Here is a 17,344-nt window from a genome sequence, read left to right as displayed (position 1 = left end):
ATCTGGCCGGACTACTCTGCAAACGCCGGTTCAGCCCGACTACACGTGAAGCGCCTCGCCTCAGAATGGGTCCCCGATGTGGTGGGAACCCGCCTGCCATTCAACGAACTCCGGTGCGTCTGACCGCAGCGTCCTCGACGCGGACTCCTTGTGCGCCTGCAGGCCAACACAACCGGCCGTCCTCGTGTGGATCCGCAGACGCTCGACGGCGTGCGGCAGCCGTTCGTGGAACGCCAGGGGCCCGAAGCCGGTATCGTCGCTGGCGTAGGAGGCCAACTCCGCACGCTGCAGAGCATAGAGCTCGGCCACGATCTCGGAATGCCGCCACCAGCAGTCTGGAACCACCGACGTCGTCAGCTGGTACGTGGCAACAAGCCAGCGGACCCAGACCGCCAAAGAACGCCACACACTTCCGGCCTGCTCAGCTGTCATTTCCCGCCAACGGTATGTCACGCCGGATGCCCGCCCCGGCGGCCGGAATGCAGAGCGGAAGAGCTCCGCCGTCAGCTCATCGTCGTCCGCTCCGGCTGACGGGATCTCAAAGCGTTCCACGTCGTCATGGCTGGCCATCGGCCGCCTCCTCAGTTGATGCCTGTCTCAGACGGTGCCCGTCAGCCAAGGTCCGTTCAAGCTCCAGCTTTGACCGACCGAGCTCGGCAGCGTCTTTTCGTTTGTGCCATTCGCGCAAGTCCAAGAGAATGGGCCGGGTTCGACGTCCCAGCATGAGGGCCGTGCCTGCGGGCAAGCGCCTGATCTCATGAAGCGGCAGGACCGGACTCTCCCTGATCTGTTCGCCGTCCTGCCGGCCCTGTGCAGACCAGGAGCGGGTGTTCAGGGTCAGGCTCCGCTCCCCCAGCAGCCCAGCCAGCGAGCGCAGGTCACGCTCATCGGAGCCGCCTCCGAAGATCACTTTGATGATGGCCGAGTCCCAAATAGTGGCCGCCTCATCGATGGACCAGCCAGTACGGGCCTGGGACAAGGATTGGAGAACCACCAAAGTTGAGATGCCAATGCCGCCCCCGTCCGAAAGGGTGATGGGCAGGCCCGGCCATGGGGCCAGATTCGCAATCTCGTCCAGAACCAGGGACAGCGGCGGATCCAGCCTGCCTCCCGGAGAGATAAAGGCCATTTCGCGCGCGGCGCTGTCGATGTCGTCGATCAGAGCCGACAGATATGGCCCTGCCGCAGCCGCTCCCGCACGGGTGCCGATCAAATACAGGGTCCCGCAGTCCCTGATGAACCTCTTTGGGTCAAATTCCTCAGACTCGTCCCGGGGATCAAGTGCGGCAAGCACTTTCGGCGACGACAGCGGTGCGACAGCAGCCGACACACCAATCCAGGAGTTGGACGTGTTCCTCGGGTCATCCTCCAGGATCCCCATGAGATCGGCCTGCCACCCCAGCGCCGCCGCGGGTTGGCTCAGGACCTCCAAAGCCTCACGTGCCAAGACCGGGCTCGAGGACCAGCGCCGAAACGCGCGGACTCCCTCGCCGGACAGGGCCGCAGCGTGAAGAAGGCATTGCAGGATGATCAGCGAGCGCTTTTGCCATGCAGCGTTCTCACCCTTCATCTCCGTGTCCGCAGTGATAACGAGAGCACGGCGCGTGGCGATATCCGGGTCCTCGCAGCCACGAACGGGAGACCAGCGAAGTGTCGAAGGCAGTCCGGACATGCCTTGCGGATCGAACACCGTAACCGACCTGCCGCGTGTAGCACGGGCTTTCATGGTGACCACCAAGTTGTCGGCGCGGGTGGAGGTCGTGACCACAGCGCCCGGCGCATCGAGGATGGCATTAATGACCACGTAGAGGCCCTTACCGGATCGCGGAGCACCCTGGATGACCATCGATTCCTCCGTGGAGACATGAATCGTGACACCGCGCGAACGGCCCAACGTCCACGCCACGTCCTGAATCCGCGGTTTTGCCAAGCCTGGCCGCGTGAACTTGCCGCGCTTCAGGACGGACCTCGCTCCGAAATCCTGGAGTATCTCGGTGCGGCGCGCGATGCCCTCGCGGTTCAGGATGTCCTGGCGCAGCCACGCGCCGGATTGCTTCCACCTCCGCCAGGCCAAGACAGACCCCACGGCGAGCGCAGCCGCCAGAAGGAGGACCGGGCCAACGATCCACCAGACATTGCCGGTACCGACGTCGCATCCCTGCGGATTGCGCACGATCCAGTCCATCCGGCCAATGAAAAGTCCGACGGCGGCCGCCGGGTTGAAGGGCGACGGCGGACTGCCGCCGCAGCGCCAAGCCACCACGACGTTCGCTGCGCCCTGAACAAGGAAACACAGGCAGACGTAGCCGGCCACGGCGATGAGCCCGGCAGTGACGAAGGGGCTGTCGGTGCCTCGCCGCGAAGTCATCGGTGGCATTCAGATCATCCGGTCGTCAGTGCCGAAGACTTCAAGTTCATCGGTCGTGACCCGGTTCGCGACGATAAAGGAACGGTTCCCGACTTTCCAGAGGCCAACGCCTTTGGGGAGGTTCTCTACGTGCTCGCATTCGGCCTCAGTCAGCCCCAGGGCTTCTTTCGTCAGGCGCATGGCGTCGTGCTTCTGGCGGTAGATGATCCTAGTGTCGGCTTCGGTGAGCAGGCCAAGTGCCTTCTGGCGGTGCCCGCTCGTGCTGTCGCCGATCTCGTTGAGGTCGGCCACCTTGTGCATGATGAGCAGATTCGCGATGCCGTACGTGCGCGCCAGTCTCCACTGCTCGCTCATCTTGGCGAGCATGTAGGGGTCCGCCAGCATGCGCCAGCCTTCGTCGTAGACCACCAGCCGTTTGCCGCCGTCGGGGTTGGTAACGGCTGCCTCCAACCAAGTGGCACCGCACGCGGCCGCCAGCGACAGTGCTTGCTCCGAGGCACCGATCAGCGCCGACGTGTCCATCACCATCATGGGCGCATCGGCGTCGAAGGCCACTGTCGACGGGGCGTCGAACATGCCCTCCAGGTCACCGGAGACGGTCCGCCGCAGCGAGTGGCTCACCGCCAGTCCCCCGTCCTTTCCCACCAGGCCGATCGTTTCCTTCGAGGGGTTCAACAGATGGTCCAGGACCATCGGCAGCGTCGGATTCGAGTTCTCAGCCACCGTCTCCATGAGGGCCATGTCGAGGGCAGTGTGCTCGACCGGGCGGAGCGGCATGCCCTGCCGCATCAGCGACACTAGCGCCACCAGCAGGTAGCGACGGCGCTGCCGCACCACAGCCTGCCATTGTGCCTCACTCAGGGCGCTGGACCGCGGGCCCGCGTCGAGCGGGTTGACCCGGGCAGCGCGGCCGGGTCCCACGGAAATGACCTTGCCGCCCACCGCGTTGGCGACCGCTACCCACTCACCTTTGGGGTCGGACGCGACGGCGGCCTTTCGCCCTAGCGTGATGGACCTGGCCACCAGCGATTTCCCGCACATGGATTTACCGGTCCCCACGGTGCCGATGACAACGATCGAGGGACCGCTGATGACGCCCTTGTCATACAGAATCCACGGATCGTAGGAAAACGCCCCGGAGCCGAAAACGTCGGTGCCGATGTACGTACCCTCGTGCCCGAGACCGGATTCCGTCAGGAACGGATATGCCGCAGCGAAGGTCAGAGTGGACGCGTGGTGCGGCGCCGGACGCAGCCGGTGCGGGCCGCGCAGCGAGGCGCGATCCCGGCTCCCCCAGTCGCCACCGCGATCGGCGGTGTCCAACCGGGCGCCGACCATCTCGCCCGCCCGGAGCAGAGCCGACGCCCACGGTTGACCATCAGCGGCCACCGAGCGCCGCCGTCGTTCTTTCCGCTCCTGGCGGTTCCCTCCCGACGGCACGTACTCGACCGACTTGGGCGCGTGCGTCATCGCAAACCCCGCCCGAACGGGAGGGCACCGGCCGCGAATGCCGCCCATTGCTGCCCGGCCAGGAGGCGCAGTTCGACGAAGGCGCCGGCGGCCGCCGACTCCAGTTCCTGCCTGTAGCGGGCCAGGTCCTCCGGAGTGCCTGCGGTGATGGTCACGTATGCAGCGGGCCTCACGTCCCCGTGTCCGGCGACGATCTCCTCCTCGCGCTGGGCAACCTCTTCCTCCTCAGCCCGTTGCTCGCGGGTCAGTGGTCTGTCGAAGCGGGTGTTGATGCGGCGCCTGGTTTCATGGGCCTCCTGCGCGGACCGGATGTCCCGGAGCGCCTCGGTTGTGGGCACGGCCCGAATCACCTCCGTGACCGTATGGCGGAAGTCGCCCACATAGATGAGCGGATGGAGGAAGCCCGGAAAGACTTTCTGCCGTGGCCATTCGGCGATCCAGAACGTTTGATGGAAACCGGAGTCGGTTCGAACGTATGTCCAGTGCTCTTCTACGGCCATGGGCCCTGCGTGCGGTTCTGGCGACTCTAGGGCTTGGGGCTGCATTCCCTCGTTGGCCCGTTTGCCTGCCCGGCTTGCGACGGCGGCGGGATCGAAGGCGCCCCGAACGACGTCGAGGATTCCGCCCTCGGACAACCACTTCTCCACCCTGACGCTGTGTGTCCCGAGCGCGGTGGTCATGGCCTCGACCTCCAGGCGAAGCACGCGTTCGATACCGGCCAGTCCCCCGCCGGACTCTTTGATCCGGCGTCGGGCCTTGGCGGTGTCCACGACAACAGCGATCAGGAGATCGTGGCTCATAGTCGATCCGGCCGCAGAAATCAGGTCCTCGTATGCGCGCTGACCCCAAGTGGTTTCGCTGGCATCCCCAGCCGGGCGCGGGGCCGTTTGTTCGTAGAAGTCCCGCAGGGCGGTGGACGGGTACGGCACCGTATAGTCCTGAACGGCGATCCTCGCGAGGCTCGTTCGCTGGGCCATGCCCGCCTGCACTCTGGACCAGGCCTGCACGGCCCATGCTTTGTCCTCGCTGTCCAACAAGGCAAATGACCTTGTGCTGCAGCGAAGTATTGCTATCGCCTCCCGGCCGCGGGTGTCCACGATGAAGCACTCCCCTCGCGAGGTGCGACGCAATTCCAGGTTTCCCAGCCCTCCCGGCAGCGCCAGCCGTCCGACCACTACTGGCCGCTCTGGTCTGGTGAGGAACCGTGTTTGCCCTGCTATTGATCGGTAGAAGAACAGAACGGCATGGCTGGCCCACACCGGGTACGGAATCCTTGAATACTGCAGCAGGCCAAGGAGCATCAGCGCGAGCCAGGCCGGTCCCGACGCGAACAGGCCGATCGGTCCCTGGGCCGCGGATGCCAGACTTGCCACCACGACTCCGCCTGCCAACAGCAGCAATTGGTACCACTTCAGCCCCATGAACAAGCCGCGGCGCTCGTACCGCGGGAATTTGACTGCCTCGAGGGCGCGTGACGTTTCAGACATGGAAATCACCGTCGTTTGGGGGCTGGATGACTACCGGCCGGTGGATGGGAGGCTGGGCCGTCGGGGCGGCCGGTGGCACGCCTTTCGGAAGGTTCGACGATGGCGGCCGTGGATCCTTGGCGGCATTGCCCCCGATTCTGGTTCCCGATGCGCCCGGGGCTGTTTGCGGCTGGGCCCCACCTGCCCCAGGCGACGCCGGGCTGGGAGCCGAGGTGCCGGCGTCGAGCATTAATGCACTGGCGTTGCCAGCGGGCGTCGATGCCGGGGTGGCACCCGTTGGCCTTCCGGGAAGCGGGACTCCGGCCGGCAGTGCGCGTGTGGGAAATTGACGGCTCGACGGGATCGGGCGGGTCATCGACGAACGCCCGGCCATCGCGGCAAGGGTGAAACGACCACCGGTCTGGCGGCTAATTTGGCGTGCGGTAAAGCTGGAGGTTCGGGAGAGGACGTGGCCACCGCCGGCTGTTTGCGCGGCGGCGGCCAGCTCACCTCCGGCGAAGCTCACGAGGCGCAGGGCCATGAGCGGCGCACCGCATGCAAGGGCCATGCCCACGACGCCGGCGGCTAGGCCGGCGAATGACTTCGACTCGGCGAAGAGTTTGATGGCTACGGCCAGCACTGTTGCCGCAAGCGGTTTGGCGAGCAGCAAGGCAACGACAATCTCGCACCACCGACGGGCCCAAGTTTTCGTCTTCTCCCACGGCATCAGCATGAGAGCGACTGGAGCGACAGCGGCGAGCACGATGAGCGCAAAGGATCGGAAGATCATCGAACACATCAGAATGAAGGCCAGGATCCAGACGACAATCACTGCCATCACGGTGACGACGACCGCCCCGGCCGCGCCGCCGGTAGTTCCCGGGGCCAAGGACACGACGTTCCATTCCCGGCCGGAGTCCGCAGGGGCACGCTCGAAGCCAAAGAGCCGCATGAACACGAGATAGGGATCCGTCCCCATGGATTCAAGCAGTGCTGTGGCTGCGGAATCGCCCACTTTGGTTAGCTGGCGGACGAGGTAAACGGCACCGGCCACCAGGGGAATAGCCGCGGCGCCGCCAACCAGAGCCCGAACCAGGCGGCGGGGCTGCTGGCTGATGAGACCGGACAGCAACTGGAGAATCATGGCGACGACGAGCGGCGTCATCATGATGACAACCCACCAGCTCGTCAGACCCTCGACGGCCGTCCATTGGGAGTCGTCGACGTCAGAGACACTGAACGCGCCCGTAATGAAGGACCAGATCCAGGATGCTGTGCTCTGGAGAATGTTCGCGAAGAACGACGTGATGGAACCTTGGACGCCGTCGTTCGCTTGGGAGACGAGACCGCAGCCGGGCGGCCACCATCCGTTGAGGTCGCACTCGACCGGCATGGCGGGCGGGACCTAGAAGCCGAGATTGAACGCGGACTGGGACCAGAGGATGTAGCCATTGATCCCGCCCAATATCGCGGCCACCGGCCCGGTCCAGAGCAGGATCATGCCGCCGCCCGAGGCGAGCCGCGATGACTGGCTGAGCTTGCCTGCCAGCAGCATCGCGGCCCCGACGATCGCCACAATCGCGATCACTATGAAGGCCCCGACCAGGATGCCTCCGCCGATCTGTTTGAGCGATTCGAGGAAGGGAAAGTTCGTGTTCGGGGTGATGCCAGGATCCACCGCTGCCAAAAACATCGCGCGCTCCATCTGTTGTCGTCGAGGGAATGAGGGATTGGGCTCACGACTTCATGGAGGCGGCGGGGCGGGGCTACATGACCCACGAGTTCTTTCTTGAGCCACCCAGGCAACGTGCATACTAATTCGCTGAGTGAACTAGCAGGACGCAGTTTGGCGCTTGCGGCAGTTAACTTCATTGACGAGGGCGCCGACGCCGGCGGCGAGGAACCGCCACGAGAGCCCTGTGAGGCGGTGACAGGCTCTGGGAACGGAGGCATTCGAACATATGTTCTATACTTTTGTCGTGATCAAACGTGGTACTCCCGACGACTCCGAGCGCATGTTTGCCCGGATTCACGCCGAAGAGAGCCGACCGATTGATGACCCAGCTCCCATCCGAGACTTCCCGAAGTATGGCCGGCCTCTGGTCTACGTGAGCGGGATCTACGGCAAGGCCGTGGCATGGACGCATACCTACGGCCTGATTGAATGGCTGGACTCTTCAGGAAAGTATCATCTGGGCTGGGCGCACTCATCGAGCATCAAGCGGGTGACACCGGAAGAGTGGAACGGTGACAGCCGACTATAGCGGGGCCCCTTCCATAGAAATTGAATCAAACGCGCGACTAGCCCGGGGTTTTCATGAGGCGCCGGGTGCCGTGCCGGGCGTGATAAGCAGGGAAAGGGTGCTCTGAACTAGGAAAATAGTGGTAGTCGAGACCGTTATTTGCCGAGCGAGGGGCACCCTTTCGACGTAGACGTCAACCCCTGTTTCCGTCCGTGCCGGTCAGTTTCACCGGCCAGTCGCCGATCTCCCACGCCGGGGTTTCGGTGCTTACCGCCTTCATGGATGCTCTGGGATTCGGCAGACTCTGCGAGGAGCGGCTGGGCCAGTTCGTTCTCTCCGGCGCGAAACACCGGCCCTGCAGGCTGGTCGGGTCCCTCGCGGCGATGCTCGCCGCCGACGGAGAACATGCCTCGAATCTGGATATCCTGCAGTCCTCGCCCGGGGTCTTCGGTCAGCTGCCCTCGAACGCGACCGTGTCCCGGTTCGAGCGCACCGTCACCGTCACGAATCCCGAACTGTTCAGCTACGGGTTTGAGACCCTGACAAGGGAACTGCGTGCACGGGCCTGGAACGCCGCCGGGAACCGCGACCGGCCCTGGCCGCAACAGCCTTGGAACCGCTGATCATCGACCGTCAGCCCAGCTAGCCCAATAAATGGCCGGTATCTGCTCTCGCGGTTGAGCCCTAGTTGGTGTCTTCGACCTCAGGGCCGGGTTCCGCCCATTCCAGGGCGGCCAGAATGTGTCCTTCGTCAGGGAGTACCTGCTGCTCTGCTGAACGAAGTTTGTCGTAGGTGTAGGCAGCGACGGCCATGGGCGAGGTGGAACGGCCGAGGCTGTACCGGACGCTGCGGTCGTTCTTGGTACCGCAGATGAGGATGCCGATGGTTTCGTTGTGGTGGTCGCGGCGCAGCAGGTCGTCGACGAGGGCGACCTAGAAGTTGAGTTTGCCGGCGTATTCGGGCTGGAATTTGCCGGTTTTGAGTTCGATGACGACGTAGCGGATTAACCCCACTAAGGCACGTCAGAGCTGTTAGCCTCGGACCACGACAGGAAAACCTTCATCTGTAGTGCATATCCAGCCTGAATGCATCGGCCGTGCTGTCAGGAGGTGTCTGCATCATCCCGTTTCAAATGTCCATTGCCTTACGGCGAAACTCTTTCATCGTTGCCTGAGACTCAGGATCAAGGTCCAGCGGCGCGAGATCGGCTTGCCGTTCAATGTACAGCGTGTGGAACATCCTTAGACCAGTGTGCTTCAGATCCTCAATGAACCAGGAGACGGGCAACTCACGTATTGCCCACCGCTGCAGCCTTGTATGAATCTTCCGGATCTGCGACCGCAGCTTCTGATCCTCGAATTCGTCAGCCTTGTCCCTCTGATCCAACCACTGATACAACAGCGTCAACCGGGTCCGGATCCACAGGTCGATGATCAAGCCCTCGTCCGTGGGCTGCAGAACGCCGTGCACGATCTTGCCGTCCCGACGACCAGGAACCCATGTAACCCCGGTAGTGATCTCCCACATCTTGTCGAACGTTTGGTTACTTGGATCCTCTTTGGAAGCCACGTGCCGGTCCATCGCAGAGGTCAGCAGATTTATCGCTGAGAACAGATCAACCATCGTGGAGTGGTTGGATTCATAGATGGCGTCACGTTGTTTGCGTTTCTCAGCGCCCCGGCCGATGAAGTATGCCCCCGCCACGGAGATGACAGAGACAAGTGCGCCAATCAACGGCGGGAGGATCACCTGCCACGCACTGACCGCCATGTTCCAGTCCAGCATCGGCACTCCCCTCGATCACCGCCGTTGATACTCCCGATCTTAGGGCAGAGGACGACAAGTCTTTCTAGGTCCCCTCGCGTCCTTTCGCGGGGATGGCCGATCACAGATTGGAGACTGCTGAAGCCATGTCGAATAGTCGGCCGGCGCCCCGTTGGTCTCCCGAGCTGAATTATCCAAAGTTCTCTGGACAATTCGGCTCGGGCAATCCTTCCGCCGTGTGTGAATGACAGAACTCATCCCATGCGCATGGCAAGTTTCGACGGGTTTGCCCACCCTCTAGTCGAACTTTCTATAGAGTGGTGTGGATCCCACGGCCCCGTTGAGTCGTCAGCGACTGTCTTCGCTGTCAGCGCGCGGTTCGGCCCATTCCAATGCGGCCACGAGGAGCCCTTCGTCGGGAGAGCGTTTTGCTCGGCTTGCGGGAGGTTGTCGTAGGTGTAGACCGCGACGGCCATGGGAGAGGATGAGCGACGGAGGCTGTACCGGAGGCTGGGGTCGTTTTGGTGCCGCAGACGAGGAAGCGGACGGTTTCGTTGTGATAATCACGGCGGTGCACATCATCGACCAAGGCGACGTAGAAATTAAGTTTGCCGGCGTGCTCGGGCTGAAACTCTCCCGTCTTGAGCTCGATGACAACATAGCCCGTTGACCCACTAACTGCCAGCCATTGGCACCTCACCCCGCACGGAGGGCGACGGCCGACGTGGTCAGCCTCCGTACAAGCGGACGATGGCTGATGGCGGGCATTACCGTGTGGGTATGGAACCTGATCACAAGCCCTCAGTTATCAGCCGGCTGCTGGACGAGCTGTCGTGGGAGGGGAGCAACGTGAAGCGCTACAGGGACGGCGGCCGCGGCATGGAAAACCCGCTGACTGCAGAGGTCTTTCAGGGCCTATCTAACCTCCCGCGAGACCTGTTCCTCGGGGAAGTCCTGCGTTGTGCCCATGGCGCCGACCAAACCCGACTTGCGGCCGCCAATGATGCTGAAGCTGCTGACCTCGACGTGCTGCCGGGCAGTCTCCAGCTGCCGGTCCTCAACATTGATGTCCAGCCGGACGTGTGGGTGACCGGCCCCGCGGTCAACTCTTAGTGGAGGCCAAAGGCTTTAGGAGAGGCGCGACGTTCAATGTCGAGCAGCTTCCTCGGGAGCTGCTCTGCGTGCAGGCGCACAGCGGCAACCGAACACCCTTGCTCCTGCTGGTCCTGACCACTTCCCCGCCCATCAGGCTCGCCGGAAGCGGCCGCCACGAGGTCGACGCTGGTGTTGCCGTGGGTCTTGAGTCCCTCTGCGCCCGCGCGGGAATGACTGTTGAAGACTATGAGGCTTTGCTGGCCTCAATTCCATACTGTGTCGCCTGGATAACCTGGTCGGAGATATACACCGTTGTAATGCGACAGAAAAGCGCCCTAATGGGTCTCCCCTCCAGCATCGCTGCGTCCCTCTACCGGACCGCTGACGGCGTGGCCCAAGCCATCAAATGGCACTCGGATGGCCTGGTATTGGAACCGGTGGCTGTCGTCGATTAGCTTGACTTACAAGCAGCGAACGTGTCTATCCGCAACTAGCAAGGTCGAAGTTGGGACAAAGGCGGCATTACCTGAGCGTAGCTTTCTGGAAGGACTGGAGCTGTTCCGTACAAGCAGATATCCCGGATGTTGGCTCCAGTCAGCTCAGCTCCGGTCAGGTTGGCGCCGCTGAGGTTTGCTCCAGCTAATTTGGCTCCCGTGAGATTCGCTCCGGTGAGAACCGCTCCTTCGAGATCAGCGCCTTCCAAATTGGCGTCAGTCAGATCCGCTTGCCACAGCTGGGTGCCAATCATCTTCGCCCGGGATAAATTCGAGCCCCTTAGATTGGCTTTCGATAGCTGAGCATCGGACAGGTCAGCGAATCCCAGGCTGGTGCCCGAGAGGTTACCATCAGACAGTTCTGCACCACGGAAGACGGCGTATGTTCCATGTCCTCCGGACAGGTCCGCGCGTTGGGCCGTAGCCATCGAAAAATTTGTTCCTACAAAGCTGGCATCCTTTAATGAGGCATCATTCAGGTTGCTGCTGGTTAATATGGCCTGGTCAAGAGTTGTCCCTGACAGTTTCGCTCTCGCAAATTGAGCACCAGCAAGACGTAGGCCAGGTAGTAGCTGGCCCTCTAAGTCGGTGGCGTGAAAAGGGCGCGGCTCTACCGGGTTGTCGGAGGACCGCTCCCTCACGAAATTGAGGTTCTCCAAGCGGAGTGCTTGAAGGTGCTGCGCGGCGCTGATTTCTTGGAGCGCACTTTCCCGCTTATCGTCGATGCCTGCCTGCCATTCCACTGTGACTACTGCAACCGCCAAGCCGCCTACAAGTGCGATTGCCAATGCGAGCGCAGCTTCCCCTAATCTGGCTACTCGGCCGTGGGCCTTGGGGAGAACGTTGGATTCTACGTGCTGGCGGGTTACCCCAACCTCATCTTCTGGCGTTGACATCTTTGTTCCTTCTTATTCTTTTGGGACACCGCATGCCCTTTGGCCGGCTGGTCAACTCCAATGACCACACTGGACACGTGTCACGAATCTCGACAGAGTGCGCTTCTCAGCTATCTCGCTGTGTGAGATGTTCTACATGACGGAACTCATCCCCAGCCGCGTTAGGCAACTAACAACCGGTTAGCCCCTCTTAGTCGAACTTTCTATACATCGGAGTCAGGTTCAGCCCATTCCAAGGCCTCCACGAGGTGTCCTTCCTTCGGCAGTACCCGTTGCTCAGCTGGTAGGAGTTTGTCGCAGGTGTGGGCGGCGACGGCCATGGGTGGTGAGGTGGAGCGCCCAAGGCTGTTCCGGACGCTACTGTCGTTCTTGGTTCCGCAGATGAGGATGCCGATGGTTTCGTTGTAATGGTCGCGGCGAAGGACATCGTCGACGAGGGCAACGTAGAAGTTGAGCTTGCCGGCGTGCTCGGGTTGGAATTTTCCGGTTTGAGTTCGATGACGACGTAGCCGTTGATCCTACTAACTGGGCCAAAACGGCTCGGACAACAACTACGACCCTTTCTTCACCTACTTTTTGGTCCCGCCGGACGCTGGAGCTTCAACGGAAGTCGGCTGTATGACTGCAGACGCCGGATCCTTGTTTGCATCGTCTTGGTACAAGATGCGTTCGCTGGAGCTGAGCGCTTTAACGTCTTCTCGGAAGCTATCAAAGCGAGGCACGTTATATGTGCTGAGGTCCCCGAGTTCATAATCACGGGCCATGTTCGACAGCCGAGGCCGGATAGCGTCGCCAACAGGTGAGGCGTCAAGAGCGGAGTCGAGTTCCCGCATTAATTTCTTGGCGTCATGCTTCCTTATACCTTGCGGATGGTTCCGCAGGAAGTTGTTCACTGCCCGCTTCATACGATCATCGCTGCGGTTTCTTTCTTCTTCTGCCGACGCGTCGTCCAAACGCTCAGCCAGGAAGCTTAGGAGGGCCGCAAATCGCTTTCGCAGCATCCCGGCGCCGGGAGTTTCAGGTGAAACGGCGAGCAGGGAAACAACTTCTCGCGCTAGCCCAGCTTTCTCTATATGTTCCTCAGGGAAGGCAAACGTGTAGGCCTCTTCTAAAGCGTCCCAAAGCCGGCCGCCCGACTCGACGAGGTTCTTTCCTATGCTCTCAGGGGTAAATGACTCCGCGTCCTGCTCTTGCAGATCCTCGAAACGCGCCAGGTAATTCAATGCAGCTCGGTGTGCGATGTCAACCGGGAGCAGATCTTCGATCTCTAGCACGCTAACCCCTTTGTCGACTACCAAGCCAGACTGCGCGGCCCACGTATCAAGACGAATAATGTATTCATCGCCTAACACGCGCTTTCGTCGTGCTTCTCCCCGTTGAAGCACTTTCTCTGCTATCAGGCCCGATTTGTCGCCGTCTAGAAGCGCGACACAGGGAGGCTTGATAACATCTCGCCCCCTCGCCAAGTAGGCCATGTAGGGAATACTGTCTGCACCCCCACACGCAACGACTGTGACCTCATTCAGGTCCAGGACCCCTGCTGTGCTCTGTTCTCGCTTCGCGATGTGAGCTGAAATACCTGCCAGCAGTATTTGATCTCCCTGTCCTTCGACAAAGAGATTCTTACCACCGATGAAGGTTGTTTCGGCAAGATTGGCGCCGATTGAAGAACGTAACGGTTCGTATCGGTTGTTGGCTGCATCGCGGACTACACGGGTTCCTTCGTCTTCGGAACCTTTGTCTAACACCCGGATCCTGTGAGGCGCATTCTTGTCGATCAAGAAGGGTGAATGCGTCACATACACGACCTGACTTTGTTGTCCATCGTCCTCGGGCAGGGCGTAGTCGTGCAGCACCCGCATTAGGTCTTGCTGTCCCACGCTTGATAGGAATGCATCCGGCTCGTCTAAGAGCAGTATGTCCGGCTTGCGGTTCTTCAGTCGGTGGGCAGTGAGTTGTACAAGGTAGCTCAGAAAGAAGCGAAGCCCTTGGCTCCTTTCTCCGAAGGAATACTTCGACCCGGTCCGGTCCAGGATTGTGAACGCCAACTCGTGTTCACGCGCCTCCACTAGAAGCTCGAAGTCTCGGTCCTGCGACCACCACCGCTGGACATTTAGGTTCTCCTTGATAGCGGAGTTCATGGCCCCAATGATTGCCTCAACCTGGCCTTCGCGCCCAGATCTAATCGCGTCTTGCAACTCCACGAATGCTTGTTGATCTATACCGGCGGCATCGATGAGTAGCTGGCGGGCAAGCTCGAACTCCGCCCTGCGTCTTGCTTCAGCATCGACACTGGCGGGATCCGTACCTTCAGCAAGCGCCGGCAGAACCGCTTCTCCGGCTGTCTCGGCGGTCGGAGAAGCGAGGTCCCCCAACCGATCCAGTATGTCGATACGGGTTTTTCTGAGGTGTAACTGATTGTGAGGTTGTCCGGCGAGTTCGGCAATGGAGACGCTGTCCGGCACGGCGAGGTCAGTCTTCAGCTCGTGATACGAAGGGAGAATTGCTTCCAGGATTGAGAGTTCATCGCTGGTCAGCGGAGTCCTCTCGCCGTTGACTAGCAGGAAGGGGTCTCCGCCTCCCGGACGGTAAAGGCTGAACTCTTCCGCGCTCTCAAGAGCGGGGATAACTGCTCGATCATCCGTCGAATCAAGTTTGAATGTGCAGCCGAACTCAGGCAACCTGAGCTCGTTGGTCTTGACTGAATACAACTCGCTGTACCGGCAAAAGTCTGCGCGGTTGACGGGGGTTCCCGTCAGAGAAGCCTTAATGGCAGTCAGCAACTGACTTTTGCCAGATTCATTGGCTCCAACAATGGCCGTGATTTCTGGATCCAGAGGTATACGGACAAAGGGGTACCATGCAGGATCAGTATCCTCCCAAGGGGCTGGCTGATTCGCGATTCGCGACTTTAGTTCATAGTCGTAATTAAATGAGCGAAAGAACCTGACATCTAGCCTCTTAAACTTCATGATCTCCCCCGAGCGGCGCATATTTTCGAGCCAATGCTTCTGATGTGAGCTTAGGTCATGACGCAGACAACGCTTGGCCGGCAGGCCGCTCGTGTCCCCGCCCTAACGAAGACGCCGCGAATCCCGCCTCTCCTTGGCGGCCACATAGAAGCGTAAAGCCGTTTCGATTACGTGTGTCATCAGGGCATAGGACTCAACCGATACAAGTGTCATCTGATCAAGGGTTCCGCAGGGTGCAGCGTTGAACTCCGCGTCTTTCCCATAGATCGTCCGGAACTGGTTATCAGCGGAGGACTCGTCGCTTGTTCTCCAAGGATCGACCAAGGTGTCGTCCAAATGAGCAGCTGCCATGATGGCCCACATCCGCCGCTCAAAGTACTCGGCAGGATCGACTTGGAAGTAGTAGTCGGTGAGATCTACCTCCATCGCTTCTTCGGGGTCGACATCGGGCTGAGAATCTCGGAGACCTTGGAAGAGGTGGAGCGGTTCGATCATTCAATGAACCTAACCAATTTCGTCCCGAATCGGCTCGCGAACTGCCATGGAATGCTCCAGACGTGACGCCTCGTCAACGCGTTGTTGTCGTGCGAGATCTCTGAATACGGGCACCGCGTCCCATGCGCATTGATACCGGCCCTCAGCCGGCCAGAGAACTGGAGATCGTGGGCGCCGGCGGACGCAACGTCTACCGGTACGTTACAAGGTCAAAGTAGGCAGTATCTGAATTCCAGGCGATCGGATGCAGCAGCGTCCCCACAGAGGGGTTGAGCGCGCTGTACATCATCCCGTCGCCAGCGTAGATTCCAACGTGGCCCCAGTTGTCCGGCCCCTGCGCGTTCTGCACCACCAAGTCTCCTGGCTGCGGATTGTCCGTCCGCTTACCAACTCTCCATTGCTCGACTCTCGGGAGGTTGATTCCGGCTTGCCGGTATATCCATTGGACAAAGCCCGAGCAGTCCCACGCCTTGAAGGCTGTCCCTCCCCACATATAGGACCCACCGACTCCGGCTTGTGTAAACCGCAGGATGTCCTTTCGGATCTGGCTCAGGTCTGCCGACATTGCGGTGGGCGCTGGGACGGGCGGCGCATCGACGCAGGGAGTAGGTGCCCTCCCATCGTCGAGCGCTTTAACGATAGCCGCCGCTTCCGGCTCCCATCGCGCATACAGCTCAGGAAACGCCGAAACTTGGACTGCCTGCGCTGCCTGCCCTTTGCTCATGGATTGCCACCCCGGGATGTCCAGCAACCCGCGCGGAGTGCCATGGTTGGGACCAGCCGGTCCGCCATAGAACGCCCGGACGTTGTAGGTAGGGTCCATCAGCTCTGAAACACTCCCCCAGCCAGCAGCCGGCCGTTGTTGGGCGGTGCCAAGAGAGTCGTGGTCGCTGCCGACCCCGTCATGCGGATAGTTGAGAGACTCGGGGACGTTCACGTTGGCCAGCAGTCTAAGGGTGGATTCCTGTAGAGCCATCATGATTGCGATGATCTGCCCATCTCGCGGCACGCCCAACTGCTTGCCCACTGAAATGTAGTCCCCCGCGAGGCTCAATTGCCGGGCCGTCAGGTTGACCGGCGCCTGGCTGCTATTGCCAATGTCTAAGGCACCACCCATGTCGGTGCCTCGCTGACCACTCAACCCTGCTGAAGAGCAGATCGAGCCGGTGCTCGTCGCGTTGGCGCCGAGCACTGCAACGGCCGCGCAGTGCGCAAATGCGCCCGCCAGGAGCACTGTCGTGGCGGCTGCCACCAAAACCCGCAGGATGGTCCGGCGCCTTGCAAAGGCCGCGAGTATCGCCGGAGCCGGCATTAGTAGACGACCCTGTTCGGTGCGGCATAGAAGCCGACCATGACGCAACGATCCGCCGGCGCGGTATCGGCCGGCGGACAGTTCACCATCACGCTCACCGGCGCCGAATACGTGTTGCGGGCAGAAACCGACTGATCCAGGACGCGAAGCGAGACCGTACACACGTGCAGCCCCGCCCAGGGCGCGGGCCGCTCTCGCACCTTGGCCAGCGCACCGTCGCACATCATGGACTCCACCGTTGCCGAGCGGTACGCTTGCTGCCCGGCCAGATACGGATACGTTCCTGCGTTGATCCCCGTCGCTTCGAATTCCTGCACAAAGACACTCAGAGGATTGGAACCGTCAGGCAGCACGTGCCACCAGCTGCGGAGCCTGGAGTAGACCTCGGAGTATGACGTCGTACGCGTGTCCCAGGTGTAAATCGCTGTCGCCGCCGCTGAGGCGAGCCTGCGGAAGTCCGTTGTTCGTGGCGCGCCGCCTTCATCACCCATCCCAGCGGTTGCCGTAGCCGTCGCCGGAGCCTCTGACTGCGGCACAGTGGAAAAGTGCGCCGAGCTTCCGGGAGTTGGCGCCGTCGACGGCGTTGGAACTGGCTCAGCTGCAGGTACCTGGGTGGGCCGCGTGAGAGCGAAGAGCACCGTGGCCACACTCAAAAGCACGATCGCGGCCAACAACCACAGCCGCTGGCTGTTTGAGCCAGGCAATGCGAATCTCCGGGTCAACGACATTCCAGCCTCCTTACCTGCTCATAGCAAGATGATTGGCTGA

At 61.3% G+C, this 17,344-nt stretch carries 16 protein-coding genes and 2 pseudogenes; 3 read left to right on the top strand and 15 right to left on the bottom strand.

What is annotated here, in order from left to right:
- Window positions 1-60 precede the first annotated feature (60 nt).
- The 6 genes from AC07YR_RS04680 to AC07YR_RS04655 are packed head-to-tail and all read right to left on the bottom strand — an operon-like array spanning window position 61 to window position 6,997.
- On the bottom strand, window positions 61-570 hold the full coding sequence (locus tag AC07YR_RS04680; protein WP_494733203.1) for a hypothetical protein: 510 nt from the start codon (window positions 568-570) through the stop codon (window positions 61-63).
- Window positions 557-2,368, bottom strand: a complete 1,812-nt coding sequence (locus AC07YR_RS04675) for a type IV secretory system conjugative DNA transfer family protein (protein WP_494733202.1) — start codon at window positions 2,366-2,368, stop codon at window positions 557-559. Before AC07YR_RS04675 ends, AC07YR_RS04680 begins: the two co-directional genes overlap by 14 nt.
- A gap of 9 nt (window positions 2,369-2,377) precedes the next feature.
- Complete coding sequence (locus AC07YR_RS04670; RefSeq protein ID WP_494733201.1) at window positions 2,378-3,838, bottom strand: putative type IV secretion/conjugal transfer ATPase; 1,461 nt, start codon at window positions 3,836-3,838, stop codon at window positions 2,378-2,380.
- On the bottom strand, window positions 3,835-5,325 hold the full coding sequence (locus AC07YR_RS04665; RefSeq protein ID WP_494733200.1) for an SCO6880 family protein: 1,491 nt from the start codon (window positions 5,323-5,325) through the stop codon (window positions 3,835-3,837). Before AC07YR_RS04665 ends, AC07YR_RS04670 begins: the two co-directional genes overlap by 4 nt.
- Window positions 5,318-6,697, bottom strand: a complete 1,380-nt coding sequence (locus tag AC07YR_RS04660; RefSeq protein WP_494733199.1) for a type IV secretion system protein — start codon at window positions 6,695-6,697, stop codon at window positions 5,318-5,320. Before AC07YR_RS04660 ends, AC07YR_RS04665 begins: the two co-directional genes overlap by 8 nt.
- A 12-nt stretch (window positions 6,698-6,709) precedes the next feature.
- Window positions 6,710-6,997 (bottom strand): hypothetical protein, encoded by a 288-nt coding sequence (locus AC07YR_RS04655; protein ID WP_043480665.1) that lies wholly within the window; start codon window positions 6,995-6,997, stop codon window positions 6,710-6,712.
- A gap of 268 nt (window positions 6,998-7,265) precedes the next feature.
- Between AC07YR_RS04655 and AC07YR_RS04650 the strand changes: the two genes are divergently transcribed.
- Window positions 7,266-7,568, top strand: coding sequence for a hypothetical protein (locus tag AC07YR_RS04650; RefSeq protein WP_494733198.1), 303 nt, complete (start codon window positions 7,266-7,268; stop codon window positions 7,566-7,568).
- A 179-nt stretch (window positions 7,569-7,747) separates the two neighbouring features.
- A pseudogene (locus AC07YR_RS04645) lies at window positions 7,748-8,178 on the top strand (IS1380 family transposase); the annotation flags it as partial.
- Window positions 8,179-8,231: 53 nt separating this feature from the next.
- Here AC07YR_RS04645 and AC07YR_RS04640 read toward each other — a convergent pair.
- From AC07YR_RS04640 to AC07YR_RS04630, 3 genes are all read right to left on the bottom strand, one after another.
- Window positions 8,232-8,360 (bottom strand): hypothetical protein, encoded by a 129-nt coding sequence (locus AC07YR_RS04640; RefSeq protein WP_494733197.1) that lies wholly within the window; start codon window positions 8,358-8,360, stop codon window positions 8,232-8,234.
- A 316-nt stretch (window positions 8,361-8,676) separates the two neighbouring features.
- Window positions 8,677-9,333, bottom strand: a complete 657-nt coding sequence (locus AC07YR_RS04635) for a hypothetical protein (protein ID WP_494733196.1) — start codon at window positions 9,331-9,333, stop codon at window positions 8,677-8,679.
- A gap of 346 nt (window positions 9,334-9,679) precedes the next feature.
- Window positions 9,680-10,012, bottom strand: coding sequence for a PDDEXK nuclease domain-containing protein (locus AC07YR_RS04630; RefSeq protein ID WP_494733195.1), 333 nt, complete (start codon window positions 10,010-10,012; stop codon window positions 9,680-9,682).
- Window positions 10,013-10,062: 50 nt separating this feature from the next.
- Here AC07YR_RS04630 and AC07YR_RS04625 point away from each other — a divergent pair, with 50 nt between their 5' ends.
- Entirely contained in the window at window positions 10,063-10,425 is a 363-nt protein-coding gene (locus AC07YR_RS04625) for a hypothetical protein (protein WP_494733194.1), read from the top strand.
- A 472-nt stretch (window positions 10,426-10,897) separates the two neighbouring features.
- On the opposite strand, the gene AC07YR_RS04620 is transcribed toward AC07YR_RS04625, so the two are convergent.
- From AC07YR_RS04620 to AC07YR_RS04595, 6 genes and pseudogenes are all read right to left on the bottom strand, one after another.
- On the bottom strand, window positions 10,898-11,797 hold the full coding sequence (locus tag AC07YR_RS04620) for a pentapeptide repeat-containing protein (protein ID WP_494733193.1): 900 nt from the start codon (window positions 11,795-11,797) through the stop codon (window positions 10,898-10,900).
- A 203-nt stretch (window positions 11,798-12,000) separates the two neighbouring features.
- A pseudogene (locus AC07YR_RS04615) lies at window positions 12,001-12,225 on the bottom strand (PDDEXK nuclease domain-containing protein); the annotation flags it as partial.
- 141 nt (window positions 12,226-12,366) lie between these two features.
- Window positions 12,367-14,769, bottom strand: a complete 2,403-nt coding sequence (locus AC07YR_RS04610; protein WP_494733192.1) for an AAA family ATPase — start codon at window positions 14,767-14,769, stop codon at window positions 12,367-12,369.
- Between the two features lie 102 nt (window positions 14,770-14,871).
- On the bottom strand, window positions 14,872-15,264 hold the full coding sequence (locus AC07YR_RS04605; RefSeq protein WP_494733191.1) for a hypothetical protein: 393 nt from the start codon (window positions 15,262-15,264) through the stop codon (window positions 14,872-14,874).
- A gap of 190 nt (window positions 15,265-15,454) precedes the next feature.
- Complete coding sequence (locus AC07YR_RS04600) at window positions 15,455-16,576, bottom strand: C40 family peptidase (RefSeq protein WP_494733190.1); 1,122 nt, start codon at window positions 16,574-16,576, stop codon at window positions 15,455-15,457.
- Window positions 16,576-17,304: a hypothetical protein gene (locus AC07YR_RS04595; RefSeq protein ID WP_494733189.1), complete on the bottom strand. Its 729-nt coding sequence runs from the start codon at window positions 17,302-17,304 to the stop codon at window positions 16,576-16,578. Before AC07YR_RS04595 ends, AC07YR_RS04600 begins: the two co-directional genes overlap by 1 nt.
- Window positions 17,305-17,344: the final 40 nt, after the last annotated feature.

Source organism: Arthrobacter sp. GW460-12-1-14-TSB2, assembly GCF_059423525.1.
The sequence above is the reverse complement of the archived record's forward strand: the minus strand, read 5'-3'. Positions and strand labels throughout refer to the sequence as shown.

Excerpts from the sequence above, each read along its gene's own strand:
- AC07YR_RS04680 (WP_494733203.1), bottom strand. The coding sequence starts at position 570 with ATGGCCAGCCATGACGACGTGGAACGCTTTGAGATCCCGTCAGCCGGA.
- AC07YR_RS04675 (WP_494733202.1), bottom strand. The coding sequence starts at position 2,368 with ATGACTTCGCGGCGAGGCACCGACAGCCCCTTCGTCACTGCCGGGCTC.
- AC07YR_RS04670 (WP_494733201.1), bottom strand. The coding sequence starts at position 3,838 with ATGACGCACGCGCCCAAGTCGGTCGAGTACGTGCCGTCGGGAGGGAAC.
- AC07YR_RS04665 (WP_494733200.1), bottom strand. The coding sequence starts at position 5,325 with ATGTCTGAAACGTCACGCGCCCTCGAGGCAGTCAAATTCCCGCGGTAC.
- AC07YR_RS04660 (WP_494733199.1), bottom strand. The coding sequence starts at position 6,697 with ATGCCGGTCGAGTGCGACCTCAACGGATGGTGGCCGCCCGGCTGCGGT.
- AC07YR_RS04655 (WP_043480665.1), bottom strand. The coding sequence starts at position 6,997 with ATGTTTTTGGCAGCGGTGGATCCTGGCATCACCCCGAACACGAACTTT.
- AC07YR_RS04650 (WP_494733198.1), top strand. The coding sequence starts at position 7,266 with ATGTTCTATACTTTTGTCGTGATCAAACGTGGTACTCCCGACGACTCC.
- AC07YR_RS04640 (WP_494733197.1), bottom strand. The coding sequence starts at position 8,360 with ATGGCCGTCGCTGCCTACACCTACGACAAACTTCGTTCAGCAGAGCAG.
- AC07YR_RS04635 (WP_494733196.1), bottom strand. The coding sequence starts at position 9,333 with ATGCTGGACTGGAACATGGCGGTCAGTGCGTGGCAGGTGATCCTCCCG.
- AC07YR_RS04625 (WP_494733194.1), top strand. The coding sequence starts at position 10,063 with ATGGCTGATGGCGGGCATTACCGTGTGGGTATGGAACCTGATCACAAG.
- AC07YR_RS04620 (WP_494733193.1), bottom strand. The coding sequence starts at position 11,797 with ATGTCAACGCCAGAAGATGAGGTTGGGGTAACCCGCCAGCACGTAGAA.
- AC07YR_RS04610 (WP_494733192.1), bottom strand. The coding sequence starts at position 14,769 with ATGAAGTTTAAGAGGCTAGATGTCAGGTTCTTTCGCTCATTTAATTAC.
- AC07YR_RS04605 (WP_494733191.1), bottom strand. The coding sequence starts at position 15,264 with ATGATCGAACCGCTCCACCTCTTCCAAGGTCTCCGAGATTCTCAGCCC.
- AC07YR_RS04600 (WP_494733190.1), bottom strand. The coding sequence starts at position 16,576 with ATGCCGGCTCCGGCGATACTCGCGGCCTTTGCAAGGCGCCGGACCATC.
- AC07YR_RS04595 (WP_494733189.1), bottom strand. The coding sequence starts at position 17,304 with ATGTCGTTGACCCGGAGATTCGCATTGCCTGGCTCAAACAGCCAGCGG.